The organism is Mesorhizobium delmotii (assembly GCF_900149755.1).
Classification (GTDB): domain Bacteria; phylum Pseudomonadota; class Alphaproteobacteria; order Rhizobiales; family Rhizobiaceae; genus Mesorhizobium; species Mesorhizobium delmotii.
In genome coordinates, this window is record NZ_FUIG01000002.1 from 151,265 (window position 1) to 176,301 (window position 25,037).

General features: G+C 62.9%; 20 protein-coding genes. 12 read left to right on the forward strand and 8 right to left on the reverse strand.

The annotated features are described in order from the left end of the window. The first annotated feature begins 91 nt into the window (after positions 1-91). The 7 genes from rseP to lpxB all read left to right on the forward strand — a co-directional run bounded on the left by rseP (position 92) and on the right by lpxB (position 8,394). A complete protein-coding gene (gene rseP / locus BQ8482_RS00840; RefSeq protein WP_123145849.1) occupies positions 92-1,234 on the forward strand; it encodes an RIP metalloprotease RseP in 1,143 nt (380 codons plus the stop codon). A 217-nt stretch (positions 1,235-1,451) separates the two neighbouring features. Further along, positions 1,452-3,803, forward strand: a complete 2,352-nt coding sequence (gene bamA, locus BQ8482_RS00845) for an outer membrane protein assembly factor BamA (RefSeq protein WP_123145850.1) — start codon at positions 1,452-1,454, stop codon at positions 3,801-3,803. Between the two features lie 177 nt (positions 3,804-3,980). Continuing rightward, positions 3,981-5,039 carry a UDP-3-O-(3-hydroxymyristoyl)glucosamine N-acyltransferase gene (gene lpxD, locus BQ8482_RS00850; protein ID WP_123145851.1) on the forward strand — a complete coding sequence of 353 codons (1,059 nt, stop codon included), beginning with the start codon at positions 3,981-3,983 and terminating at the stop codon, positions 5,037-5,039. A gap of 1 nt (position 5,040) precedes the next feature. Then, positions 5,041-5,499, forward strand: coding sequence for a 3-hydroxyacyl-ACP dehydratase FabZ (fabZ, locus tag BQ8482_RS00855; RefSeq protein WP_123145852.1), 459 nt, complete (start codon positions 5,041-5,043; stop codon positions 5,497-5,499). A gap of 13 nt (positions 5,500-5,512) precedes the next feature. Beyond that, a complete protein-coding gene (gene lpxA, locus BQ8482_RS00860; RefSeq protein ID WP_123145948.1) occupies positions 5,513-6,346 on the forward strand; it encodes an acyl-ACP--UDP-N-acetylglucosamine O-acyltransferase in 834 nt (277 codons plus the stop codon). Further along, positions 6,333-7,235, forward strand: coding sequence for an LpxI family protein (locus BQ8482_RS00865; protein ID WP_123145853.1), 903 nt, complete (start codon positions 6,333-6,335; stop codon positions 7,233-7,235). Before lpxA ends, BQ8482_RS00865 begins: the two co-directional genes overlap by 14 nt. Beyond that, positions 7,225-8,394: a lipid-A-disaccharide synthase gene (gene lpxB, locus BQ8482_RS00870; protein WP_123145854.1), complete on the forward strand. Its 1,170-nt coding sequence runs from the start codon at positions 7,225-7,227 to the stop codon at positions 8,392-8,394. Before BQ8482_RS00865 ends, lpxB begins: the two co-directional genes overlap by 11 nt. Positions 8,395-8,438: 44 nt before the next feature. Here the strand turns inward: lpxB and gltA are convergent, their stop codons facing one another. Next, entirely contained in the window at positions 8,439-9,767 is a 1,329-nt protein-coding gene (gltA, locus tag BQ8482_RS00875; protein WP_065009590.1) for a citrate synthase, read from the reverse strand. A 183-nt stretch (positions 9,768-9,950) separates the two neighbouring features. Then, on the reverse strand, positions 9,951-11,375 hold the full coding sequence (gene gltX / locus BQ8482_RS00880; RefSeq protein WP_123145949.1) for a glutamate--tRNA ligase: 1,425 nt from the start codon (positions 11,373-11,375) through the stop codon (positions 9,951-9,953). A gap of 102 nt (positions 11,376-11,477) precedes the next feature. On the opposite strand from gltX, the gene BQ8482_RS00885 reads away from it, so the two are divergent. Continuing rightward, positions 11,478-13,934, forward strand: a complete 2,457-nt coding sequence (locus BQ8482_RS00885) for a ComEC/Rec2 family competence protein (protein WP_123145855.1) — start codon at positions 11,478-11,480, stop codon at positions 13,932-13,934. Here the strand turns inward: BQ8482_RS00885 and lexA are convergent. The 6 genes from lexA to BQ8482_RS00915 all read right to left on the reverse strand — a co-directional run bounded on the left by lexA (position 13,928) and on the right by BQ8482_RS00915 (position 20,294). Continuing rightward, positions 13,928-14,665 carry a transcriptional repressor LexA gene (lexA, locus tag BQ8482_RS00890; protein WP_095492879.1) on the reverse strand — a complete coding sequence of 246 codons (738 nt, stop codon included), beginning with the start codon at positions 14,663-14,665 and terminating at the stop codon, positions 13,928-13,930. The two genes, BQ8482_RS00885 and lexA, sit on opposite strands and share 7 nt — an antisense overlap. Before the next feature lie 104 nt (positions 14,666-14,769). Further along, complete coding sequence (locus BQ8482_RS00895; protein WP_123145856.1) at positions 14,770-15,975, reverse strand: molybdopterin molybdotransferase MoeA; 1,206 nt, start codon at positions 15,973-15,975, stop codon at positions 14,770-14,772. Continuing rightward, positions 15,975-16,472 (reverse strand): cyclic pyranopterin monophosphate synthase MoaC, encoded by a 498-nt coding sequence (gene moaC / locus BQ8482_RS00900; RefSeq protein WP_123145857.1) that lies wholly within the window; start codon positions 16,470-16,472, stop codon positions 15,975-15,977. The genes BQ8482_RS00895 and moaC overlap by 1 nt, the downstream gene beginning before the upstream one ends. A 66-nt stretch (positions 16,473-16,538) precedes the next feature. Further along, on the reverse strand, positions 16,539-17,390 hold the full coding sequence (gene trpC, locus BQ8482_RS00905) for an indole-3-glycerol phosphate synthase TrpC (protein ID WP_123145858.1): 852 nt from the start codon (positions 17,388-17,390) through the stop codon (positions 16,539-16,541). Positions 17,391-17,394: 4 nt separating this feature from the next. Further along, the gene (gene trpD / locus BQ8482_RS00910) at positions 17,395-18,405 is read right to left on the reverse strand and encodes an anthranilate phosphoribosyltransferase (RefSeq protein WP_123145859.1); all 1,011 of its coding nucleotides are present in this window, start codon (positions 18,403-18,405) and stop codon (positions 17,395-17,397) included. After that, entirely contained in the window at positions 18,402-20,294 is a 1,893-nt protein-coding gene (locus tag BQ8482_RS00915) for a SurA N-terminal domain-containing protein (RefSeq protein WP_123145860.1), read from the reverse strand. Before BQ8482_RS00915 ends, trpD begins: the two co-directional genes overlap by 4 nt. Before the next feature lie 144 nt (positions 20,295-20,438). On the opposite strand from BQ8482_RS00915, the gene tpiA reads away from it, so the two are divergent. The 4 genes from tpiA to BQ8482_RS00935 all read left to right on the forward strand — a co-directional run bounded on the left by tpiA (position 20,439) and on the right by BQ8482_RS00935 (position 25,025). Further along, positions 20,439-21,206, forward strand: a complete 768-nt coding sequence (gene tpiA / locus BQ8482_RS00920) for a triose-phosphate isomerase (RefSeq protein WP_123145861.1) — start codon at positions 20,439-20,441, stop codon at positions 21,204-21,206. Between the two features lie 177 nt (positions 21,207-21,383). Further along, entirely contained in the window at positions 21,384-21,869 is a 486-nt protein-coding gene (secG, locus tag BQ8482_RS00925; protein ID WP_123145862.1) for a preprotein translocase subunit SecG, read from the forward strand. Between the two features lie 212 nt (positions 21,870-22,081). Further along, a complete protein-coding gene (locus BQ8482_RS00930) occupies positions 22,082-23,194 on the forward strand; it encodes a L,D-transpeptidase (protein WP_123145950.1) in 1,113 nt (370 codons plus the stop codon). Between the two features lie 193 nt (positions 23,195-23,387). After that, on the forward strand, positions 23,388-25,025 hold the full coding sequence (locus BQ8482_RS00935; protein WP_123145863.1) for a CTP synthase: 1,638 nt from the start codon (positions 23,388-23,390) through the stop codon (positions 25,023-25,025). Positions 25,026-25,037: the final 12 nt, after the last annotated feature.

The window sequence follows — 25,037 nt, forward strand, 5'->3', positions numbered from 1 at the left end:
CTTGACCTGCGCAGGATGCGCCATGGATTCGCCTGGATTGATGCCACAGTCGCGGTACGACCGTGCTGCGGACGAATTTTGAGGACATGAGTTGAACGAGATTCTTCACGCGGTTTTCGGCACGGAAGGCTTTGTCCTTGGCACGCTGGTGCCGTTCCTGTTCGTGCTGACCGTAGTCGTGTTCGTCCACGAGATGGGGCATTATCTCGTCGGCCGCTGGTGCGGCATCGGCGTAAAGGTCTTTTCGATTGGCTTCGGCCCGGAACTCTTCGGCTTTAATGACAGCCATGGCACGCGCTGGAAACTCTGCGCCATTCCACTCGGCGGCTACGTCAAATTCGTCGGCGACATGAACGCCACCTCGAGCCAGCCCAGCTCGGAGGAGATCGAATTGCTGACCGATGCCGAGCGCAAGGTTGCGTTTCACACGCAGCCGGTCTGGAAGCGCGCGGCGACTGTGGTTGCCGGCCCGCTGTTCAATTTCCTGCTGACGATCGCCGTCTTCGCGGTGCTCTTTACCGCCTATGGCCGCCCCGTGATGGAGCCGATGGTGGCTGAAGTCACCGCCGACAGCCCAGCGGCGCAGGCCGGCATCCTGCCCGGGGACCGATTCGTCAGCGTCGACGGCAGCAAGGTCCAGACCTTCGCCGACGTCCAGCGCCGGGTCTCGGGCCGCGGCGGCGACGCCATCACCTTCGTCATGCTGCGCGGCGGCAAGGAGATCACCGTTACGGCGACGCCGCGATTGATGGAACAGGAAGACGCGCTGGGCAACAAGGTCAAGGTGGCCGTGATCGGCGTCGTCAACAACCAGGAGTTCGGCCAGCCCCGCCTGATCACCTACAGCCCGGCTGGCGCACTGGCTGCCGCGGTCGAGGAAACCGGCCACATCATCCAGGGTACCGGCCAGTTCCTGCAGCGTTTCGTCGTCGGTCGCGAGGATAAATGCCAGCTGGGCGGCCCAATCAAGATCGCAAAGATGTCGGGGCAGGCGGCAAAACTGGGCTTCGACTGGCTTGTGCAACTTGTTGCGCTGTTGTCGGTCGGGATCGGTATTCTCAACCTTTTGCCGATTCCTCCCCTCGACGGCGGCCATCTCCTGTTCTACGGCGTGGAGGCCGTCATTCGGCGACCGGTGTCGGAACGGATGATGGAGATGGGTTACAGGGCCGGCCTGCTTCTCGTCTTGGGCTTCATGGGGTTCGTTTTCTGGAACGACCTGTTTGGATGCTGAAATCATGAAGAAATTTGGCTTCGGCACAGTCAATGTTGAGACGCCGTTTACCATGCATGGGGATATGCGTGACGCGAAAGCCACGCAACAGGGTTAAGTAAATACAAATTAACCAGGAGCCTTGCGTGTAGGGAAAATCCGGTTAATACGGTACGGGAAATTACCGCACGTCCGGTTTTCTCGCCGTGGGGACTTCGAGAAAAGGTACAAAAGCCCGATGAAGGCAGCATCCAAGTTTCTGAGCGCCGCGTCCGCGGTGGCCCTGTCCGCCGCCCTGGTCGTACCAGGCGCGCTCGCAGTGCAGTTCGTTGCCACATCGGCGGCCGAGGCCGCTGTTGTTTCAAGAGTTGAAGTCAGCGGCAATCAGCGGGTCGACGCCGACACGATCCGCAACTACGTCACGATCAAGCCCGGCAAGGCCTTTTCCAGCTCCGATATCGACGATGCGGTCAAGGCGCTGTTCGGCACCGGGTTGTTCTCGGACGTCCAGATCAACCAGGTCGGTTCGTCGCTGATTATCAAGGTTTCCGAATATCAGGTCGTGAACCAGGTGCTGTTCCAGGGCAACAAGAAGCTCAAGGACAACGCCCTTGCGGCCGCGGTCCAGTTGAAGCCGCGTGGAACGTTCTCGCAGCAGGCGCTCGATGCCGATGTCGAGGCGGTCAAGGCCGCCTACAGGCGTATCGGCCGCGACGACGCCGCCGTGACCACCCAGATTATGGATCTCGGCGACAACCGCGTGAACGTGGTCTTCAACATCAACGAAGGCGGCCGCACGCAGATTGCCGCGATCAATTTCGTCGGCAACAGCGCCTACTCGAGCCGTCGCCTGTCCGACGTCATCTCCACCAAGCGCTCGTCCATCCTTTCGTTCGTGCTGCGCGACGATGTCTATGATGAAGACAAGCTGCGCGCCGACGAGGAGCTGTTGCGCCGTTTCTATTACAACCACGGCTATGCCGACTTCCAGGTGATTTCCGCGGTCGGCGAACTCGACGAGACCACCAACAAATATACGGTGACCATCACCGTGCAGGAGGGCGATCGCTACACCTTCGGCGACGTCAGCGTCGAGAGCACGATTCCCGAGGTGGACGCTGCATCGCTGCAGTCGGTGGTCGAGACCCGCAAGGGCGAGGTCTACAACGCCGAGGATGTCGAAGACACCATCATCGCATTGACCGAGAGGGTCGCCGGTTCCGGCTATCCCTTCGCCCAGGTGACGCCGCGCGGCGACCGCAATTTCGAGAACCGCACCATTTCGGTGGTCTATACGATCGACCAGGGCACGAAGGCCTATGTCGAACGCATCGAGATTCGCGGCAACGACCGGACACGCGACTATGTCATTCGCCGCGAATTCGACGTGAGTGAGGGCGATGCCTTCAACCAGGTTCTCATTCAGCGCGCGAAGAAACGGCTGGAAGCGCTCGATTATTTTGAGAAAGTCGAGGTTTCCACCGTGCCCGGCTCTGAGCCGGACCAGGTAGTGCTGGTGGTCGACGTGGTCGAGAAATCGACCGGCGAGTTCTCCGTCGGCGCCGGCTATTCGAGCGGTGGCGACACCGAAGGCCCATCCATCGAAGGAGCGATCACCGAACGCAACTTCCTCGGACGCGGCCAGTTCATCAAGCTATCGGCGGGCGGCGGCAAGAATTCGCGCGACTACAGCTTCTCCTTCACCGAGCCCTATTTCCTCGGGCGGCGCATTGCCGCCGGTTTCGACATCTTCAACCGGACCAGGGAATACGACGACTATAAGAGCGAGACCCTAGGTGCGACAGTGCGCTTTGGCCTGCCGATCACCGACGACATCTCGACGCAGCTGGCGTACAATATCTCGCAGGAGAAGTATAAGCTCGACGATGGCTGCGATCCAGTGGCTGGCTGCGACATCTCTACGGCCGTCCTAAACGGGATTGAGGAAAGCCCGTGGCTCAAGTCGTCGGTCAGTCTGGGCCTGGTCTACAACACCATCGACGACATGAAGAATCCGCATGAAGGCATCTTCGCCAATGTCGCCACGGAATTCGCTGGTCTCGGCGGCGACGCCAAATTCGTCAAGGTGACAGCGCGTGGCAGCGTCTACCAGACATTGTCTGAGCAGCTTGATCTGGTTGGTTTGATTTCGGGCGGGGCCGGCCATATACAGGGCTACGGAAATGAGGACCTGCGCATCTTCGATCATTTCCAGAGCAGCGACCGCATGATCCGTGGCTTCGCCTATGGCGGCATTGGCCCGATCGCTGACGACGCCGACGACCATCTCGGCGGAACCACCTATTTCAATGCGTCGGCGGAAGCCCAGTTTCCAATGCCGGTCATCCCTGAGAGCTTCGGCCTGCGCGGCGCGGTATTCGCCGATGCTGCGACGCTCTATGGCAGCAAGATCGATCCTACACTGGTCGATCAGTCGACGGTCGACATGCAGTGGCGCGCCTCTGTCGGGGTCGGCCTGATGTGGGCGTCGCCCTTTGGCCCGATCCGCATCGACTATGCGATCCCGGTCCTCAAGGAGGACACCGACGACGTGCAGGAATTCAACTTCGGCATATCGTCCCGCTTCTAATCGGCGGGCAACGATACTTCCGGGCCGTGGGCCGGAAGAAAGTAATTCGACACTACAGCGCCGCGCGTCCTCTTGGACGCGCAAAGGACGCTGTAGAACTTTGATTATGCGCATGATCCTTTCCGAAGATCGATTCCGATTTTCGGGGTCATGCGCTAGCTGGGTATAGCTTCTGGAATGACCGATCCGGTGTTCTTCGCGCCATCACGCCGGTATACGGCTGGCGAAGTCGCGAATCTGACCGGCTCGGTGCTTGTCGATTCCGGCCTCTCGGAAATATCGATCGAAGCCTTGGCGCCGGCAAGCGAAGGCGGCGAGCACGCTCTTGTCTTCGTCGATGGCAGACGCAACTTCGCGCTGATGCAATCGCTGCGGGCAGCGGCGGTTCTCTGTCCCGCCGAATTTGCCGGCAAAGCGCCGGCGGGCATCGCGGTTCTGGTCCATCCGCGCCCGCAACAGGCTTTCGCGATGGTCGGACGCCTTCTTTTCCCGGCGGCCGCGACACCGGCGCCGATGACCGGCGAAACCGGTATCTCGCCGCATGCCCATATCGATCCATCGGCGCATGTCGAGGCCGGCGCGATCGTCGAGGCCGGCGCGATCATCGGCCCCCGCGCTTCCATCGGCAGCGGAACCGTCATTGCTCCTCATGCCGTTATCGGTCCCTCCTGCCAGTTCGGCCGCGACGGCTATGTCGGTCCGGGCGCCAGCATCCAGTACGCGCTGATCGGCAACCGCGTCATCATCCATGGCGGCGCCCGCATCGGCCAGGACGGTTTTGGCTTCGTGGCCGGCGCCAAGGGCCCGGAGCGCGTCCCGCAAATCGGCCGGGTCGTTATTCAGGACGACGTCGAGATCGGCTCGAACACAACGGTCGATCGTGGCGCCATGTCAGACACGATCATCGGTCAAGGCACGAAGATCGACAATCTGGTGCAGATCGCTCACAACGTCCGCATCGGCCGCAATTGCATAATCGCCGGCCTTTCGGGTATTTCCGGTTCCGTAACGGTGGGCGACAACGTCACCATGGGTGGCGGTGTCGGTCTTGCGGATCACCTGACCGTTGGGACTGGGGCCAAGCTTGCTGCAAGAAGCGGGTTCATGAGCAACGTCCCCGCGGGCGAGATTTGGGGAGGGTACCCGGCGCAGCCGATGGCGGAGGCGATGCGGGAGATCGCGGCTCTGCGAAGACTGGCCAGGGCGCGGAAATCGGGCGACGGGGGGAAGAGCTGAGATGGTGGCGGCGACGACGCTCGAGGCGGTCGACATATTGGGGCTGATGAAGCTCCTGCCGCATCGTTATCCGTTCCTGATGATCGATCGCATCATCGACATCGATGGCGACGAGTCGGCTATCGGCATCAAGAACGTGACCATAAACGAGCCGCATTTCCAGGGTCATTTCCCGGATCAGCCGGTCATGCCCGGCGTGCTGATCGTCGAGGCGATGGCGCAGACGGCCGGCGCCATCTGCATCCGCAGCCTAGGCACCGAAAAACCGTCGCTGGTCTATTTCCTGACCATCGACAATGCCAAATTCCGTAAACCGGTCGTTCCCGGCGACCAGTTGAAGATCCATGTGAAGAAAATCAAGAAACGCGGCAACCTTCTCAAATTCGCCTGCGAGGCTCTCGTCGACGGCGTCAAGGCCGCGGAAGCCGAGATCTCGGCGATGATGGTCGCGAGCGACTGACGATCGAATGCTTATGAAAATCCAGACAGTCATCCATCCATCGTCGGTCATCGAGGCAGGCGCAAAAATCGGCGAAGGCGTCCGCATCGGGCCATTCTGCCACATCAGCGCCGACGCGGTGCTCGGCGACCGCGTCGAACTGGTCAGCCACATCTCGGTGATGGGCGCGACCACCATCGGTGCGTCGACCAAGGTCTATCCGATGGCGACACTGGGCGCGCCGCCGCAGAATACCAAGCACAAGGGCGGCCGCACCACGCTGGTCGTCGGTGAGAACTGCACGATCCGCGAAGGCGTGACCATGCACCTCGGCACCGATTCCAGCCGCGGCGAGACGACGATCGGTGACAACGGCAACTTCCTTGCCTACGCCCACATCGCCCATGATTGCATTGTCGGCAAGAACGCCACCTTCGCCAATCAGGCGACGTTGGGCGGCCATTGCGAGATCGGCGACAACGTTTATATCGGTGGTCTCAGCGCCGTTCATCAGTTTGTCCGCGTCGGCGACAACGCCTTTCTCGGCGGTTGCTCGGCATTCGTCGGCGATGTCATTCCCTACGCCATCGCCGTCGGCAATCGCGCCAGCCTTCGCGGCCTCAACATCATCGGCCTGAAGCGCGCCGGCCTGCCGCGCTCCGAGATCCACACGCTGCGCAAGGCCTACAGGACGATCTTCGATCGCTCCCGAACCGTCGGCGAAAACATCGAATTCGCCAAGGCGGAATTCGCCTCGTCACCGACCGCCATGAAAATCATCGATTTCATCGCCAGTCGCGGCAAGCGGCACTATGCCGTCCCGTCGCTCAAGGCTGGCGGCGGCGACGATGCAGATGACGAAGATTGAGGCCGCTCGGACGGGCCTTGATCTCGCGCCAGACGCCAAGGTCGGCATCATTGCCGGCGGCGGCAGTTTGCCGGTCGAAGTCGCCAAGGCGCTTGCTGGGCAAGACAAGTCTCCCTTCGTGGTAATAGTGGCGGGCGAGGTCGACCGCATATCCGACTTCGACGCCTACGAGCAGGCGACGTTGAGGCTGGAGGATGTCGGCTCATTGCTGCCGACGCTCAAGAACCATCATGTTACCCATTTGGTGACAGCGGGCCATATCACACGCCGCCCCAGGCCGAGCGCCATGCGCCTCAATCTCGGCCTGCTCGCCTGGGTGCCCAGCCTTCTTGTCGGTGTAACCCAAGGCGACGACACCGTGCTGAAACTGTTCGTGCGAAGGGTCGAGCGCAGCGGCATCAAGGTTGTCGGCGCCCATGAGATCGTGCCGGAACTGGTCGCGGCCGAAGGGACGCTGACCAAGGCTGCGCCGCGGAAATCCGACTGGCGCGACATCGAAGCGGCGCATACGGCGGCAAAGGCCATCGGCGCGCTGGATATCGGCCAGGCGGCTGTTGCGATCGGCGGCCGCGCCATCGCGCTGGAAGGCGTCGAGGGCACTGACGGATTGCTCGATCGAACAAAGCAGTTGCGCGGCCATGGCAGGCTGGCCGGCAGAACGCGCGGCGTTCTGGTCAAATGCGCCAAGCCCGGCCAGGAGTTGCGCGCCGACCTGCCCTCCATCGGCCCGCAGACGGTCGAGGCGGCGCATGCCGCCGGACTTGCCGGCATTGCCGTCGAGGCCGGTCGCTCGCTGGTTCTGGAAGGCCCCACCGTCGTCGCCCGTGCCAATGCGCTCGGCCTGTTCGTGATCGGCCTGCCTGCTGCGGAGCCGGTGCATGGCGACTGAGAAACCGCTGAAGATCGCGATCGTCGCCGGCGAAGAATCCGGCGATCTGCTTGGCGCCGACATTATAGAGGCGCTGAAGCGCGCGACCGGCCGCGAGGTCCGGCTCGTCGGCATCGGCGGCCGGCATCTGCAGGCGCTCGGCCTCACGCCGCTCTTCGACGGCGGCGAGATCGCGCTGATGGGCCTGAGCGCCATCCTGCGCGACCTGCCGCGCCTGATGCGGCGGATCAGCCAGACGGGCAATGCGGTCGCCGGTGAAAAGCCCGACTGTCTCATCACCATCGACAGCCCGGATTTTTCGCTGCGCGTGGCTAAGAAGGTTCGTGCCGCCGATCCGGCAATCCCGATCGTTCACTATGTCTGCCCGAGCGTCTGGGCCTGGCGACCCGGCAGGGCGGTGGCGATGAAACCGTATGTCGATCATATCCTCTGCATCTTGCCCTTCGAGGTGAAGGAGCTCGCCCGCCTCGGTGGTCCGCCCGGCACCTATGTCGGCCATCGCCTTACGCACGATCCGGGCGTGATCGGCGCTGCCAAGGCGCAAAGCCTGCCGCGCGACCTGTCCGACGATCGTGTGAAGACACTGCTTGTGCTGCCCGGCTCGCGTCGCGGCGAGGTGCTACGGCTAGTCGGCCCGTTCGGCAAGACGATCTCGATCCTGCGCGCACGCGGACACCGCTTGCGCCTGCTGCTGCCGACGGTGCCGCATGTCGCCGACCTGGTCAGGGCTTCGGTGGCAAGCTGGGACGAGAAGCCGGAAATCATCCTTGGTCCCGAACGCAAATGGCAGGCCTTCGGCAAGGCCGATGCAGCACTGATCTCATCGGGAACGGTGTCGCTGGAACTGGCGCTGTCAGGGGTGCCGATGATCTCCTGCTACCGGCTCGATCCGGTCATGCGGATGGCCCAGCGCCTGATCACCGTATGGAGCGCCGCCTTGCCCAATCTCATCGCCGATCGCCCGATCGTGCCGGAAAGCTACAACGAATATGTGCGGCCGCACTATCTTGCGCGGCAGTTGGAGGCGCTTTTTTCCGACACCCCCTATCGCGCATGGCAGAAGGACGGTTTTGCCGAGGTGGCCAGACGCATGGCTGTCGACGGACCTTCCGGCGATATCGCTGCGGGGGTCGTGATGAGGTGCATCAAGCAGTGGTGAATAGTGAATAGTGAATAGTGAATGGTTCTTTCGCTATTCACCATTCACCGCTTAGCAATCGGCACGTAGTCGCGTTCCGGCGCACCTGTATAGAGCTGGCGCGGGCGACCGATCTTCTGGTGCGGATCCTCGATCATCTCTTTCCACTGCGCGATCCAGCCGACGGTACGAGCGACCGCGAACAGCACGGTGAACATGGTGGTGGGGAAGCCCAGCGCCTTCAGCGTGATGCCGGAATAGAAATCGACGTTCGGATAAAGCTTCTTCTCGATGAAATAGGAGTCGGTCAGCGCGATCTTTTCCAGTTCCATGGCGATGTCGAGCAGCGGGTCGTCCTTGATGCCCAGTTCGCCCAAGACCTCATGTGCGGTCTTCTGCATGATCTTGGCGCGCGGATCGTAGTTCTTGTAGACGCGGTGGCCAAAGCCCATCAGCCGGAACGGATCGTTCTTGTCCTTGGCGCGGGCGATGAATTCCGGGATGTGGTCGACATGGCCGATCTCGCCCAGCATGTTCAAGGCCGCCTCGTTGGCGCCGCCATGGGCCGGTCCCCACAGGCAGGCGATGCCGGCGGCGATGCAGGCGAACGGGTTGGCGCCTGACGAGCCGGCGAGGCGGACGGTCGAGGTCGAGGCGTTCTGCTCGTGATCGGCATGCAGGATGAAGATGCGCTCCATCGCTCGGGCCAGCACCGGGTTGATCTTGTATTCCTCGCACGGCACGGCAAAGCACATATGCAGGAAGTTGGCCGCGAAATTCAGCTCGTTCTTCGGGTAAATGAAGGGCTGACCGATGTGGTATTTGTAGGCCATCGCCGCGATCGTCGGCATTTTGGCGATCAGCCGCATCGATGCGACCATGCGCTGATACGGGTCCGAGATGTCGGTGGAATCGTGATAGAAGGCCGACAGAGCGCCGACCACGCCGCACATCACCGCCATCGGATGCGCGTCGCGGCGAAAGCCGGTGAAGAAGCGCGACATCTGCTCGTGCACCATGGTGTGGCGCGTCACCCGGTAGTCGAAATCGTCCTTCTGCGCCTTGGTCGGCAATTCACCATAGAGCAGGAGATAGCAGACTTCGAGGAAGTCGCCGTGCTCGGCCAGCTGGTCGATCGGATAACCGCGATGCAAAAGGATGCCGGCATCGCCATCGATAAAGGTGATTTCCGACTCGCAGCTTGCCGTCGACGTGAAGCCGGGATCGTAGGTGAACGCCCCGGTGGTGCTGTAAAGCGAGCCGATGTCGATGACATCAGGTCCGACCGAGCCGCTTCGCACCTTGAGCTCGTGAGTTTTGCCGCCGAATTCAAGTTTAGCAGTCGACGCGTGGGTTTTGCCGCCAAATTCCATCTTTGTCGCAGCTTCGGACATTGCAAACTCCTTTTGGTTTTCTCATGCCGGCAAAGGCGAAATATCTGCAACGCAACACGTCGAAAAAGCATCGGAGTTCGCGCGTTTGCGCCCGCAATTGGATTTGCGTGCCAAATTGGGCCAAGACCTAATGTTGCACTGCGAAACCCACCTTTCAATGCCAATCTTCTTGGGCCAGTTTTGCTAATCGATTTGATCCGCGACGCGCGCCAGGCTTTCCTCACGGCCAAGCACGGCAAGCACGTCGAACACGCCGGGCGAGGTGCTTTTGCCGGTGAGCGCGGCGCGCAAAGGTTGGGCCACAGCGCCGAGCTTATGGCCGCCGGCCACCGCATATTCCCGGATCGCGGCTTCCGCCGCCTCGGCCGTCCAGTCGCCTGAAATCGCCTTCAGCGCCGCGTGGGCGCCCCGCAGGGTCTCGCGCGCTTCACCGCCGAGCAATGCAGCCGCCTTCTCGTCGATCGGCAGCGGCCGCTCGGCAAACAGGAAGACGGCACCGTCGGCCAGTTCGACCAGCGTCTTGGCGCGCTCCTTTAGGCCTGGCAGCGCGGCGAGCAACTGTGCCTTGCGCGTGTCGTCGAGGCGCGCTGCAATCGCCGGGCCGCCTTCGAGATAGGGCAAGGTGTTGATGAAGATATCGAGCAATTCGGCGTCGTTCATGCGGCGCATATGCACGCCATTCAGCGCCTCGAGCTTGGCGAAGTCGAAGCGGGCGGCCCCCTTGTTGACGTCGCCGATGTCGAACCAGGCAATCATGTCGGCGATCGACATGACCTCGTCGTCGCCGTGGCTCCAGCCGAGCCGCGCCAGGTAGTTGAGCAGTGCCTCAGGCAGGTACCCCATGGCACGATAGGCTTCGACGCCGAGGGCGCCGTGCCGCTTCGACAGCTTGGCGCCGTCGGCGCCATGGATCAGTGGGATATGCGACATCGACGGCACGTCCCAGCCCATGGCTCGATAGATCACCATCTGGCGGGCGGCATTGGTCAGATGATCGTCGCCGCGGATGATGTGGGTGATGCCCATGTCGTGGTCGTCGACGACGACGGCATGCATATAGGTCGGATTGCCGTCCGAGCGCAGGATGATGAAATCGTCGAGATCCTTGTTGGGGAAGCGGACTTCGCCCTGCACGAGATCATGCACCACCGTCTCGTCGTCGGCCGGCGCTTTGATTCGGATCGCGCCCTTGGCGCCGGCTGGCGCCTCGGACGGGTCGCGGTCGCGCCAGCGGCCGTCATAGCGGGGAGGCAAGCCCTTGGCCCGCGCGCTCTCACGCATCGCTTCCAGTTCAGCCGGCGTAGCGTAGCAGTAATAGGCCTTGCCCATGCGCACCAGTTCCTCGGCGACCGCGCGGTGGCGCGGCGCGCGCTCGAACTGCGATACCGGCTCGCCGTCCCAGGTGAGGCCGAGCCAGGAGAGTCCGTCGAGGATGGCGGCGGTTGCCGCATCGGTCGAACGCTCACGATCGGTGTCCTCGATGCGCAGCAGCATCGTGCCGCCGGTGTGTTTCGCATACAGCCAGTTGAACAGCGCCGTGCGCGCGCCGCCAATATGCAGGAAGCCGGTGGGCGAGGGGGCGAAACGGGTGACGACCTTGTCGGACATGGAACTCTCAGGCAAGCGCAGGAAACGGATGTGATTGCGCGGACTTTCGCGCGTCGCGCGTTCATGTAGCATAGGAGGTCAAGGGCGCAAGGGGCAGACCCGATGGCTGGACCAGGCCGCGGCGCGGACAAGAGCGAGGGCGCGACCACAAGCGTCAGCGAACGATCGCTGTTTGCCGACGTTCCCCACGCCGAGCCGCTACCCGTTTCGCTGCCTGCGTCGCACCCGGGCATTCAGCCTCTTTCGCCGGACCGCGCCGCGCCAACACCGGCTCCAACACCCGGGCCTGTCATTCGTTTCCGCCGACAGCTTAGCCATCTTTCACCATCCGGTATCCGCAACAGCGTGGCCTCGGCAGCCGGCCTGGAACTAGACCGCGGCGTCGCCTTCCTGCTGGTGCCGGTTTTTCTGGCATGCGGGGTGATCGTCTATTTTTCGCTTGCCGTCGAACCGGACTTTCCGCAGCCCATTGCCGTCGTGGTCCTCACGGCATTGTGTGCGGCGGTGACACGCTCATGGCGCAAAACGCATCTGTGCTTCATGGCAGCGTTGCTGTGCGCACTCGGGCTACTCGCCGCCAAGGTTGAAACCTGGCGCGTGGGAACGCAGATGCTCGGCTCGGAAATCCAGACCCAGCTCACCGGCCGTGTCGTTAGGCTCGATCAGATGGCGAACGGCCGGATCAGGCTGACCATCGACGTGATGTCGACCGCCCGGCCGACACTGCGTTATGCGCCGGAACGTGTCAGGGTTTCGGCACGCAAAATTCCCGCTGAGATGACCGCAGGCTCGGTGGCAACCGGCTATGTGAGGCTTCTGCCTCCGACTGGCCCGGTTAGGCCGGACAGTTATGACTTCTCCTTCGACAGCTATTTCGCCGGTATCGGTGCCAGTGGCTTTTTCCTCGGCAATCCGAAGATCGTCGTTTCCGAAGATGCACCGTTCGCCGCGCGCATTTCTTCCTCGATCGAAAAGGCGCGTGAAACCATCGCCGACCATATCAGGGACAGCATCGGTGGCGCCGAGGGGGAGATTGCCGCCGCGCTGATCGTCGGCGTGCGTGCCGGCATTCCCGAAGAGATAAACGAATCGATGCGGCGCACCGGCATCTACCACATCATCTCGATTTCCGGCCTGCACATGGCGCTTGTCGCCGGCACCATCATGGGATTGCTGCGCGGCGCCTTTGCGCTGGTTCCCGATTTTTCGTCGCGCCGGCCGGTCAAAAAATATGCGGCTGCTGCCGCACTCGTTTCCATCGCTGCCTATCTGATTTTTTCCGGTATCGTGGTCGCGGCTGAACGCAGCTTTATCATGCTGGCGGTAATGCTTGTCGCCGTGCTGTTCGACCGGGCGGCACTCACCATGCGCAATCTGGCGATTTCGGCCATCGCCGTCATCGTCGTGTCGCCGCACGAGGTGGTCGGCCCAAGCTTCCAGATGTCCTTCGCCGCGACCGCTGCTCTCGTGGGCGCCTATGCCGGCTGGTCCGACTATCGTGCCAACAAGGCCACCGCGCCGCCACAGCGACGGTCAACGATCGCTTTCGTCACGCGAAAACTTGCCGCTGGGACAGGTACCATCGCAATGACCTCCATCATTGCCGGCAGCGCCACCGCACTCTTCGCCATCTGGCACTTCCAGCGCGTCTCGCCGCTCAGCCTGTTCGCCAATCTGGCCGTCATGCCGATCGTCACGGTCGTCATGTTCCTGGCCGTCGTCAGCGCTTTGGCAATGCCGTTCGGCTTCGACGGCCCTTTCCTATACATGATGGGCAAGGGGCTGACGGCCATGATTGCAATATCGGGATGGATCTCCGAGCGGTCGCCGGTCGATGCCGTCGGGCTGATCTCGTTGCAGTCGGTTCTGCTGGTGACGGCCGCCCTGGTCATCGCCACGATGGCAACGACATGGTTGCGGCTTGCGGCACTTCCCTTTGCGCTCGCCGGCCTGCTGACGATTTCCGAGACGCGCACCCCCGACGTGCTGATTTCGGAAGATGCGCATCTGGTGGCGCTGCCGATCGGCGGCGGCGAACTTGCCGTCAACCGGGTGCGCTCGAACGAATTCACCACCGACAACTGGAAACATGCGCTGGTTTCAGCGACCATTGTCGAGCCGGAGACATTCGAAAAAGGAGACGTGCGGTTCGACATCGTCGACCCGGCCGACCTGCCGCCGGGAGCGCCCTTCTACTGCACTGCCGGCCTGTGCCTCGCCCGGCACCAGTCCGGCGCGATCATCGCGCTCGCCGACGACCGCAAATCCGCACGGCCAGCCTGTGCCTTTGCGGATTTGATCGTCATCGATGATGCCACAGCCTATTATAATCCCTGCCGCAATCCGCTGGTTCTCGTCGTCACCAAACGGCAGCTCGCTCGCATGGGCAGTGCCGCCGTCTTTTTCGATCCGCTATCGGCGACGACGCGCGCAGAAATCCAGTTTGCCGTCAGACAGCCCTATAGGCCCTGGCATGAGCAGCGGAGATTTTCGCGCGAGGCAAGGGGCCTGCCGCCATACCGCAGGGCCGAGAAACCCCAAAAGCCTGCCGTTCAGTAACGCCGGATCAGTCCGACGAGCTTGCCTTGCACCTTGACCCGGTCCGGCCCGAAGATGCGCGTCTCGTAGGCCGGATTGGCGGCTTCCAGTGCGATCGAGGCACCTTTGCGGCGGAACCGCTTCAGCGTCGCTTCCTCGTCGTCGACCAAGGCGACGATGATCTCGCCAGGCTGGGCGGTGTCGGCGTTGCGGATGATGACCGTGTCGCCGTCGAAAATGCCGGCCTCGATCATCGAATCACCCTTGACCTCCAGCGCGTAGTGCGTGCCGCCGGTGATCATGTCCGGTGGTACCGAGATCGAATGCGTCTGGTGCTGGATGGCGTCGATCGGCACACCGGCAGCGATGCGGCCCATCACCGGTATGGAGATGGTGGCAACGACGTCGTCGTCATTGCCGGCCGCGGGCATGCGCGAAGGCGCCGGCTTGATCTGTCGTCCGAGGCTGCCCTGCCCAAGGCTGCCCTGAATGACGCTTGGCGAGAATTTGCGCGCCGCATTGAGGCCGGGCGCGATCGAATCGGGCAGGCGCAGCACCTCCAGCGCGCGGGCGCGGTTGGGCAGGCGGCGAATGAAACCGCGCTCCTCCAGTGCAGTGATCAGCCGATGGATCCCCGACTTCGAGGCGAGGTCGAGCGCTTCCTTCATCTCGTCGAACGAGGGCGGAATGCCGCTTTCCTTCAGCCGCTCGTGGATGAACATCAGCAGTTCATGTTGTTTGCGTGTCAGCATCGCGACCCCCAACAGAATCAGAAAAACAAACCCAGAACAAACACTATCTGTTCCAGTTGTGTTCCGCAACCGTTTAAAATTTAATGAATGTGTTGACGTTTTGTTCAGCGTAGCATCAGCACGCTGCACGCGGCGCCCGTCGCGGCTGGGGGAGAGAACGGCTCGCGCACGATCAGCCCGTTGGCGTCGGCCAGCATTTTGAGCATCGAGGAATCCTGGATGCCGAACGGGGTCGCCAGCAGCGTGCCGGCTTCTTCGCTCACCACGGCGCGTACATAGTCCTGCCTGAGATCGTTGGCCGGCATGGCGGCGCCGAGCCGCGCCTGACGCATGTCCTGCCGGAAGGCGCGGCCGCCGAGCCGCGCAAGCAGCGGCGTCAGAAAGAGCTGCGTGCAGACCAGGCTCGCCACCGGATTGCCAGGCAGGCCGATGCAGCGGATGTCACCCAGCCGCCCGAACATCAGCGGCTTGCCGGGCCGCATGGCGATTTTCCAGAAATCGAGCGTCATGCCTTCACCGGTCAGCACGTCATGGACCAGGTCATGGTCGCCGACCGAGGCGCCGCCCAGCGTGACGATGACGTCGGCGCCTGCGTCGACCGCTTGTTTCACCAGCGTGGCGATCGCCTCCTTGCGGTCGGGGGCGATGCCGAGATCGAGCGCGCTGGCGCCGACCGAGCGGGCCGCGGCGGCGACGCCATAGGCATTGGACGAGATGATCTGGTCAGGGCCAAGGTCGCTGCCCGGCGGCAGCAATTCGTCGCCGGTGGCGATGATGGCGACCAACGGCCGTTTCACCACGCTGACCTGCGGGTGGTTGGCCGACGCCGCCAGCGACAATGCCGCCGGATCAAGCGGGCGGCCTTTCTCCAGCAGGACGTCGCCCTTCGAGAAATCGAGCCCGAGGCGGCGGATGTTGCGGCCTTCAACCGTCGACGCGGTCACTTCGATGCTGCCGCCGCCGAGGTCGCGGACATTCTCCTGGATGACGATGGTGTCGGCGCCTGCAGGAAGCGGCGCGCCGGTGAAGATGCGCACGGCCTGCGCCGGGCCGACTGTTCCGGCAAAGCCGCGTCCGGCCGGCGCCATGCCGATCACCGAAAGTCTTGCGGGCACGGACGCGACATCCTCGGCCCGCACGGCATAGCCGTCCATGGCGGACGCGTTGAACGGCGGCTGGGTGCGGAGCGCCAGGAGCGGCTCCGCCAGCACGCGGTCGGCGGCGTCCATCAGGGCGACGCTTTCAGCCTGCAAGGGCGCAGCATCCTCAAGCAGGCGCTCGAGCGCCTCGGCGACCGGAAGCAGTGCCATTATTGGCCCGCCCCCTTGGCGTCTGCCTTGTAGTCGCCGGATTTGCCGCCGGTCTTTTCCACCAGCCTGATGCCCGAGATCACCATGGCGCGGTCGACCGCCTTGGCCATGTCATAGATGGTCAGGCAGGCGACCGAGACGGCGGTCAGCGCTTCCATCTCGACGCCGGTCTTACCGGTGACGCGGGCCAGCGCCGTGACCTTCAGGCCTGGCAGCGTCGCGTCCGTTTCGATGTCAACGGATACCTTGGTCAACAGCAGCGGATGGCAGAGCGGGATCAGCTCATGCGTCCTCTTGGCCGCCATGATGCCGGCGATGCGCGCCGTGCCCAGCACGTCGCCCTTCTTGGCATCGCCGTCGAGAATCATCTTCAGCGTTTCGGGCCGCATCGAGACAAGACCTTCGGCGATTGCCGTGCGCGTCGTCTCCGCCTTGTCGCCGACATCGACCATATTGGCTTCGCCTTTCGCGCCAAGATGGGTGAGGGCGGCCGTCATCGTCAGGTCACCTTAGAGCGGCGTGCGTCCGTCTGGACGCGCAACGTACGCTCTAATGCTTTGAATCTATGCATCGTGCTCTCCGAAAATCGATTCCGATTTTCGGGCCGATGCAATGGCGGGCGCCTTGCCCGTCAAAAGCAGGTGCGTCGCAATGGCCACGTCCTGTTGCCGCATCAGGCTCTCGCCGACGAGGAACGTACCGATGCCGCTCCGTTGCAGCCTGCGGCAGTCTTCGTGCGAGAAAATACCGCTCTCGCTGACCAGCAGGCGGTCTGCCGGCATCATCGTCGCGAGCCGCTCCGAGGTCTCGATGCTGGTTTCGAACGTCCGGAGATTGCGGTTGTTGATGCCGATCAGCCGCGATGACAGTTTCAGCGCGCGTTCCGTCTCGGCCTCGTCATGCACTTCGACCAGCGCGTCCATGCCGAGCTCGAACGCCGTCGTTTCGAGTTCGCTGGCCACGGCGTCATCGACGCTCGCCATGATGATCAGGATGGCGTCAGCGCCCCACGCACGGGCTTCGAACACCTGATAAGGCTCGAACAGAAAATCCTTGCGCAAAGCGGGCAATGGCACGGCGTTGCGCGCGTCGGTGAGGAATTCAGGCGCACCCTGGAAGGACGGCGCGTCGGTCAGCACCGAAAGGCAGGCGGCGCCACCTTTCCCATAGGCCCTGGCTAGTGCCGGCGGATCGAAATCGGCACGGATCAGGCCCTTGGACGGGCTCGCCTTCTTGATCTCGGCGATCAGCGCGAAGCTGCCGGATTTGCGCCTGGCTTCAAGAGCCGAGAGAAAGCCGCGCGCTGCATCGGTGTCCTTCGCCCGCGCCTTGATCTCGGCAAGCGGCACGCGCGCCTTCGCCGCGGCGATCTCGTCGCGCTTGTAGGCTTCGATCTTGCGCAGGATATCAGACACGGCTCTATCCGTTCGAAATCTCGACCAGCCGATCGAGCACTTTCAGCGCCCGGCCGCTGTCGATGGCTTGCGCCGCCGTCGCCATGCCGTCGGCAAGCGTCGTCGCCTTGCCCGCCACCACCAGCCCGGCGCCGGCGTTCATTAGCACCGTATCACGAAAGGCGCCGGCAGCGCCGCCCAGCATGTCGCGCAGCGCCTGGGCGTTGTAGGCGGCATCGCCGCCGCGCAACTCGTCCTTGGTGTGCCGCTTCAGCCCAACCGCTTCCGGTGTCAGCGTAAAGGTGCGGATCTCGCCGCCGACCAGTTCGGCCACTTGGGTTTCACCGGTGGTGGTGATCTCGTCATAACCGTCGCCATGGGCGACCCAGGCGTGGTCGGCGCCCAGTGCCTTCAGCGTCTCGGCCACCGGCATGATCCATTCCGGCAAGAAGACGCCGACCATTTGCCGGCTCACACTGGCCGGATTAGAGAGCGGGCCAAGCAGGTTGAAGATGGTGCGGGTGCCGAGCTCGACGCGGATCGGACCGACATGCTTCATCGCCGGATGATGCGCCGGCGCGAACATGAAGCCGACGCCTGTGTCGTGGATACAGTGGCCGATCGTTTCCGGCGGGATATCGATCTTGACGCCGAGCGCGGTCAGCACGTCGGCGGCGCCGGTCTGCGAGGACAGTCCGCGATTGCCGTGCTTGGCCACCGGCACGCCGCAGGCGGCGATGACGAAGGCGGATGCGGTCGAGATGTTGACGCTGTGCGAATTGTCGCCGCCGGTGCCGACGATGTCGATCGCGCCAGCGGGCGCGTCGACGCGCAGCATCTTGGCGCGCATGGTGGCGACGGCGCCGGAAATCTCGTTCACCGTCTCGCCGCGCACACGCAGCGCCATCAGGAAGCCGCCGATCTGGCCGGGCGTAGCGTCGCCCGACATGATGATGTCGAAGGCTTCGCGCGCTTCCTCGAAGGAAAGGGAATTGCCTGCGGCGACCTTGGCGATATGGGTCTTGAGCGCGCTCATCTGGTCAGGGCTTGGGCAACGGCGGTCTGGTCGATGCGAATGTCATATTGCGTCTGCAGCTGCGCCACCAGCTGGTCGAGCAGGTCATCGGACATGCCGGCGGTGAACGATTTCTGCGCCTCATCCGGCACCGAGCTGGCGTCGGCTCCGGCAGGCTCGAAGACTTCGGCGATCTTGAACAGGATCTGTCCGTCGCCGGTGGGCGAGGGGATCAATCCGGTCCCGCCTTGGCCTTCGCCGAACATCGCAGCGGCCCCTTCCTTGCCGAAATCGACGTCGTCCGCCTCGCGCTTGACGCCGCGCTTGGTCTGCTTCTCGAGCTTGAGCTCGCTCGCGATCACATCGAGCGTGGCGCCGGCATCGAGACGCTTTTCGAGTTCGCCCGCTTTTGCGGTGAGCCGCTTGGTCGTTTCCGCAGCCGTCCAGTCGGCCACCACCTTCTGGCGGACTTCATCCAGCGTGCGGTCGCGGGCCGGCGTGATCGACTCCACCTCGTAGAACACGAAGCCGTTGTCGGCGGTGGTGAGGTCGGGATTCTCGGTGCCGGGTTCGGCGTCGAACACCGCCTTGATGAGTTCCGGCGATTCCGGCAGGTCCTTGACGATGGTGCCGTCCGGCCTCAGGCCGGTGCGATCGATCGCGTCGATGGTGACGACCTTCAGCCTGAGTTTTTCGGCCGCTTCCTTGAGCGTGCTGCCCGAAGCGCGGATATCTTCGTAATTGTCATGCACGTCCAACAGAATGCGGCTTGCCTCGCCCAGCGCCAGATCCCTGCGGATATCGGCGGACACTTCGGCCAGCGGCTTCACCACTTCGGGCTTGATGTCGGTGACGCGCAGCAGCACCGGACCGAAGGCGCCCTGAACGACCGGACTGACTTCGTTGACATTGAGCGCAAACGCCGCATCCGCCACTGCCTTGTCAGCGATCTTGTCTTTGGACAGCGTGCCGAGCAGCGTGTCGGCTTGCGTCTTGCCCTCGGCGGCGACGATCTTGTCGAAGGTCGCGCCGGTCTTGAGTGAATCGAGCGCGGCCTTCGCGGCATCAGGCGTTTTGAACACGAGCTGTTCGATGGTGCGCGTTTCCGGCGTGGTGTAGCGCCCCTTGTTCTTGTTGTAGTCGTCGCTGACCTGTTGGTCGGTCACGGCGCTCAGATCCATGATGTCTTGCGGCTCGAGCCTGACATAGGAGAATTTGCGGTATTCGGGAGCCGCATAGGTCTTCTTGTTTTCCTCGAAATAGGCCGAAAGCGCGCTGTCGGATGGCGCTTCAATCGGCTCGACCAGCGATTTCGGCAAGGTCAGATAATCAATGGTGCGGTCTTCGCCACGATAAAGCGCGACTGCCTTCAAGAAAGTATCCGGAGCCTTGAGGCCGTCCGAAACCGCCTCGACGATCTGCTGGCGCACAGCCACCTGGGCGCGATTCCTCAGATAGTCTTCCGGCCGCATGCCGACCTGTTGCAGTATGTATTCGAAAGTCCTTCTGTCGAAGGTGCCGCCGGGACCCTTGAAGGCCGGGTCTTCATGCGTGAGTTGGGCCAGCCGGTCCTTGGACAGCCCCAGCCCGAGCTTGCGGGCCTGCTCATCGAGGACTGCACCCGACACGAGTTGCGCCAGCACCTGGTTGTCGAGGCCGAGCGCCGTCGCCTGTTCGCGGCTGATGCGCTGGCCGAATTGCTGCGACATCACGCTGATCTGGCGATCATAGGCGAGGCGATACTCGTTGATCGACACTTTGGTGCCTCCGGCCGTGACAACTGCGTCGTGGCCTGCAAAACCACCGACCATCTGCCCGGAAATGCCCCAGACGGCGAAGCTCAACACCAACAATATCAGCAGCGCCTTCGCGACCCAGGTCCCCGCCGCGCTTCTCAAGATACTAAGCATGGTCACTTCCGATTTTTGCGCATTTTCGCATGCGTCGAGTCTGAAACAAGCGCAATAGCGTCCTTCCGGCCCACTGTCGATTGCTTTGTGGGCTGAGTTTGGTAGTGAGGACGCAGCCGAATATTGCCCGGAGAAACAAATCCCATGACGCCAGGAATCCGCCCGCTGGTCGCAGGCAACTGGAAAATGAACGGCACCAGCGCCTCGCTCAACGAACTCAGGATGATCGGCAACGGCTTCATGAGCGGGCTCGATGCGGAGACCGAAGCGCTGGTCTGCGTTCCGGCGACGCTGCTGGCGCATGCCGCAGAGATTTTGTCGCGCACCCCGGTTCGGGCCGGGGGCGAGGATTGCCACACCAAGGAGAGCGGCGCCCATACCGGCTGTATTTCGGCCGAGATGCTGAAAGATGCGGGCGCCAGCCACGTCATCGTCGGCCATTCCGAACGCCGCGCCGATCACAATGAGGACGACGCCATTGTACAGGCCAAGGCGTCCGCCGCGTGGCGCGCCGGACTGGTAGCCATCATCTGCATCGGTGAGACGAGAGCCGAACGCGAGGCAGGCGCGACGCTCGACGTGCTGTCGCGCCAGGTCGCCGGCTCGGTGCCGCCCGACGCCACGGCGTCGAATACCGTCATCGCCTACGAGCCGGTATGGGCGATCGGCACGGGACTTACGCCGACCGCCGCCGATGTTGCTGAGGCGCATGCGCATATTCGCGAAAAACTGTCGGAAAAGCTTGGCAGCGCGGCGGCGAAGTTGCGCATCCTCTATGGCGGCTCGGTCAAGCCGTCGAACGCGGTCGAACTGCTCGGCGTGAAAAATGTCGATGGCGCGCTGGTCGGCGGCGCCAGTCTGAAGGCGGCGGACTTTCTCGGCATCGCCGAAGCCTATCGAAATATTTCGTAGCATCGAAAGGCCGTCGGGCACTTCGGATAGGCTGTGCCGCAGCGGAATCGTTGCAAAGGGCGCATTGCTTCCCATATTCCGGCCACGGGCTTGGAAATGCCGTCAAAGCATTGTATTGAGCCGCCTCCAAATCACCGGCCGTATCCGCGGCCGCGCAAGGCTTTGCCAGGGTAAACTATGGAAACCGTACTGATCGTCGTCCACCTCATGGTCGTGCTCGCTCTTGTCGGCGTGGTGCTGCTGCAGCGCTCCGAAGGCGGCGGCCTCGGCATCGGCGGCGGATCGGGCTTCATGACCGCGCGCGGCGCGGCCAACGCGCTGACGCGGGCGACGGCGATTCTGGCGGCGGCTTTCTTCGCCACCTCGCTGACATTGTCGATCGTCGCCCGTTACGGCGAAAAGCCGATCGACATTCTCGATCGTGTACCTGCGACGAACGGTGCGGGCGGCGTGCTCAACCAGTTGCCTGGCACCACGGCGCCGACACCACCTTCCGGCAATACGGCGCCAACGCCGCCTACCGGCAATACGGCGCCAACGCCGCCTTCCGGAAATGATGCCGCAGCCCCGGCGCCGGCTGCGCCGCCTGCGGCGGGTTCGACCACGCCGCCGGCCACAAACGGCGTCACCCTGCCAGTAACGCCGCAGGTTCCAAACCAGTAATCAGCAGACGTTCGGCGCCGCGATCTGTTGTTGTTTGAACACAGTCGCGGCAAATGCCGCACGATCGCGAGGATTCGACCGGGCACGGCACGACAGGGCGCTTGAGGCGTCTCCGATTAATCGACTATAGATTGCGCGCGGCACTTTCGGGGTCCTTGGGGGACGCCGGGCGACGCCGTGGGCAACAAGCATTGAACGATCGGATCTTCGCCATGCAGCTTCGCAGCTTCATTTTAGCCGGCCTTTGTGCCGTGCTCAGCCTTGGTGCGCCCGCTTACGCGGCCATGCCGGCGGGTAATTCGGCCTCTAAAACCGCAGTAACAACTGACGTCGTCAACGTCGCCGCCAAAAGCAATACGGCGCAACTTAGGCTCCTCAAGAAGAAGAAAAACCCGACCGCGGACGATCTTGCCCAGATCAGCAAGATCGAAGCCAAGATCGCGACCGACAAGGAGGCCGCTCGAGCCAAGGCGCTCGAGGCCAGGAAGCTGGCGATGCGCGAAGCGGCCAAAGCCAAGGCCGATGCGGAACGGCAAGCGTTTCTTGCCAAGAAGGGTCTTGCCAAGAAGGATACGTCCGCTGCCCGTCTGGCTAAGAAGACGACCGTCAATATCATCGAACCGGTTCAACCCATCGCACCGATCCAGTCGGCCGAGCCAGTTTCCGCCGAGGCCATGAACGTCGCATTGACTGGCAACAACGGGGAATTGCGCAGCGAGCCGGTTGGACAGAAGCCGCAGAGCGTCGGGCTGTTCGCCGGCCTGTTCGGCGGCACGTCCTCGTCGATGTCGCTGCTCCCCGAGACCCGCGTTCTCGATGCCGCACTCGCCAGGAAGGAAGCCAAGAAGCAGTTCAAGGTGAAGCCGGAGTTCGTGCCGCAAGAGGTCGAGTTCACCGGCTACAGCCCCGGTACCATCGTCATCGATACCAGTGCGCGCCGCCTCTACCTCGTCGAATCTTCATGGACCGCCCGCCGTTATGCGATTGCGGTCGGTCGTGACGGCCTGCAGTTCAAGGGCACGGTCGCCGTCGGCGACAAGCAGGAATGGCCGCGCTGGATCCCGACGCTCGAGATGCAGAAGCGCGAGCCGAAGAATTACGGCCGGTACAAGGACGGCATGCCCGGCGGCGGCGAAAATCCACTCGGCGCGCGCGCCATCTATCTCTACGAGGGCAAGAAGGACACACATTTGCGCATTCACGGCACCATCGCGCCGCAGTCGATCGGAACGAGCGCCTCCAACGGCTGCTTCCGCATGATCAACGAGCACGTCATGGACCTTTACCGCCGGGTGAAAGTAGGCACCAAGGTCGTCATCATCTGACGCAAAAATCAAATTGCTAAAGCGTCCTTTGCGCGTCCTAGGGGGACGCGCGGCGCTAGTAGGCGGATCATCCAAAAAGGGCCGGTCTCGCCGGCCCTTTTGTTTTGGTGCACGCACCACCAGAGCGCCTTCTTGGGAAAAAGCCTTCGCGGTGGTTTTTTCTCTGGCGGAATCAATTCGGCCGCGTTAAGCGATGACTCCCATGGCGCGATATGTATTCATCACAGGCGGCGTGGTTTCCTCACTTGGAAAAGGCATCGCTGCAGCGGCCCTTGGGGCTCTCTTGCAGGCGCGAGGCTATCGCGCACGCATCAAAAAGCTCGATCCCTATCTCAACGTCGATCCCGGCACGATGTCGCCATACCAGCATGGCGAGGTCTTCGTGACCGACGACGGCGCCGAGACCGACCTCGATCTTGGCCACTATGAGCGCTTCACCGGCCGCTCGGCCAACCAGCAGGACAACATCACCACGGGCCGCATCTACAAGAACATCATCGAGCGGGAGCGGCGCGGCGACTATCTTGGCGCCACCGTGCAGGTTATTCCGCACGTCACCGACGAGATCAAGAATTTCATTCTCAACGGCAACGACGACTATGACTTCGTCCTGTGCGAGATCGGCGGCACCGTCGGCGACATCGAGGCGATGCCGTTCCTGGAGGCGATCCGCCAGCTCGGCAACGACCTGCCGCGCAACAACGCCGTCTACGTGCACCTGACGCTTATGCCCTACATTCCAACGGCGGGCGAATTGAAGACCAAGCCGACCCAGCATTCGGTCAAGGAATTGCGCGGCATCGGCATCGCACCCGATATCCTGCTGGTCCGCGCCGACCGCCCCATCCCCAGGGAAGAGCGCCGCAAACTGTCGCTGTTCTGCAATGTCCGCGAGAGCGCGGTCATCCAGGCGCTCGACGTGCCGCACATTTACGACGTGCCGATGGCCTATCACAATGAAGGGCTGGATTCGGAAGTGCTGGCCGCTTTCGGCATCGATCCGGCGCCGAAGCCGCGCATGGAGCCCTGGCAAGCGGTGTCCAAGCGCATCCACAATCCGGAAGGCGAGGTGACCATCGCCGTCGTCGGCAAGTATACCGGCCTCAAGGACGCGTACAAATCGCTGATCGAGGCGCTGTCGCATGGCGGCCTCGCCAACCACGTCAAGGTCAAGCTCGACTGGATCGAGAGCGAGATATTCGAGAAGGAAGATCCGGCGCCGTGGCTGGAAAAGGTCCACGGCATTCTGGTCCCCGGCGGTTTTGGCGAGCGCGGCGCGGAAGGCAAGATCCTGGCAGCGAAGTTCGCCCGCGAGCGAAAAGTGCCGTATTTCGGCATCTGTTTCGGCATGCAGATGGCCTGCATCGAGGCCGCGCGTTCGCTGGCCGGCGTCGAGCATGCCTCGTCGACCGAGTTCGGCCCAACCGAGGAACCGGTCGTCGGCCTGATGACCGAATGGCTGAAAGGCAACATGCTGGAGAAGCGCAGGGAAACCGGCGACCTCGGCGGCACCATGCGGCTCGGTGCCTATCAGGCGGACCTCGCCAGGGGCTCGAAAATCGCCGAGATCTATGGCGATACGCAGATTTCCGAGCGCCACCGCCACCGCTACGAGGTCAATGTCGACTACAAGGAGCGGCTCGAGGATTGCGGCCTGGTCTTTGCCGGCATGTCGCCGGACGGCGTGCTGCCGGAAACGGTCGAATACCCCGACCATCCCTGGTTCATCGGCGTGCAGTATCACCCTGAACTGAAAAGCCGGCCACTTGACCCGCACCCGCTGTTTGCCAGCTTCATCGAAGCGGCGGTGGAGCAGAGCCGCTTGGTCTAAACCGGCAGGCTA

What these genes read in the sequence shown, in the direction of transcription:
- bamA (WP_123145850.1), top strand. Translation starts at nt 1,452, where the DNA reads ATGAAGGCAGCATCCAAGTTTCTGAGCGCCGCGTCCGCGGTGGCCCTG.
- lpxD (WP_123145851.1), top strand. Translation starts at nt 3,981, where the DNA reads ATGACCGATCCGGTGTTCTTCGCGCCATCACGCCGGTATACGGCTGGC.
- fabZ (WP_123145852.1), top strand. Translation starts at nt 5,041, where the DNA reads ATGGTGGCGGCGACGACGCTCGAGGCGGTCGACATATTGGGGCTGATG.
- lpxA (WP_123145948.1), top strand. Translation starts at nt 5,513, where the DNA reads ATGAAAATCCAGACAGTCATCCATCCATCGTCGGTCATCGAGGCAGGC.
- BQ8482_RS00865 (WP_123145853.1), top strand. Translation starts at nt 6,333, where the DNA reads ATGACGAAGATTGAGGCCGCTCGGACGGGCCTTGATCTCGCGCCAGAC.
- lpxB (WP_123145854.1), top strand. Translation starts at nt 7,225, where the DNA reads ATGGCGACTGAGAAACCGCTGAAGATCGCGATCGTCGCCGGCGAAGAA.
- gltA (WP_065009590.1), bottom strand. Translation starts at nt 9,767, where the DNA reads ATGTCCGAAGCTGCGACAAAGATGGAATTTGGCGGCAAAACCCACGCG.
- gltX (WP_123145949.1), bottom strand. Translation starts at nt 11,375, where the DNA reads ATGTCCGACAAGGTCGTCACCCGTTTCGCCCCCTCGCCCACCGGCTTC.
- BQ8482_RS00885 (WP_123145855.1), top strand. Translation starts at nt 11,478, where the DNA reads ATGGCTGGACCAGGCCGCGGCGCGGACAAGAGCGAGGGCGCGACCACA.
- lexA (WP_095492879.1), bottom strand. Translation starts at nt 14,665, where the DNA reads ATGCTGACACGCAAACAACATGAACTGCTGATGTTCATCCACGAGCGG.
- BQ8482_RS00895 (WP_123145856.1), bottom strand. Translation starts at nt 15,975, where the DNA reads ATGGCACTGCTTCCGGTCGCCGAGGCGCTCGAGCGCCTGCTTGAGGAT.
- moaC (WP_123145857.1), bottom strand. Translation starts at nt 16,472, where the DNA reads ATGACGGCCGCCCTCACCCATCTTGGCGCGAAAGGCGAAGCCAATATG.
- trpD (WP_123145859.1), bottom strand. Translation starts at nt 18,405, where the DNA reads ATGAGCGCGCTCAAGACCCATATCGCCAAGGTCGCCGCAGGCAATTCC.
- BQ8482_RS00915 (WP_123145860.1), bottom strand. Translation starts at nt 20,294, where the DNA reads ATGCTTAGTATCTTGAGAAGCGCGGCGGGGACCTGGGTCGCGAAGGCG.
- tpiA (WP_123145861.1), top strand. Translation starts at nt 20,439, where the DNA reads ATGACGCCAGGAATCCGCCCGCTGGTCGCAGGCAACTGGAAAATGAAC.
- secG (WP_123145862.1), top strand. Translation starts at nt 21,384, where the DNA reads ATGGAAACCGTACTGATCGTCGTCCACCTCATGGTCGTGCTCGCTCTT.
- BQ8482_RS00930 (WP_123145950.1), top strand. Translation starts at nt 22,082, where the DNA reads ATGCAGCTTCGCAGCTTCATTTTAGCCGGCCTTTGTGCCGTGCTCAGC.
- BQ8482_RS00935 (WP_123145863.1), top strand. Translation starts at nt 23,388, where the DNA reads ATGACTCCCATGGCGCGATATGTATTCATCACAGGCGGCGTGGTTTCC.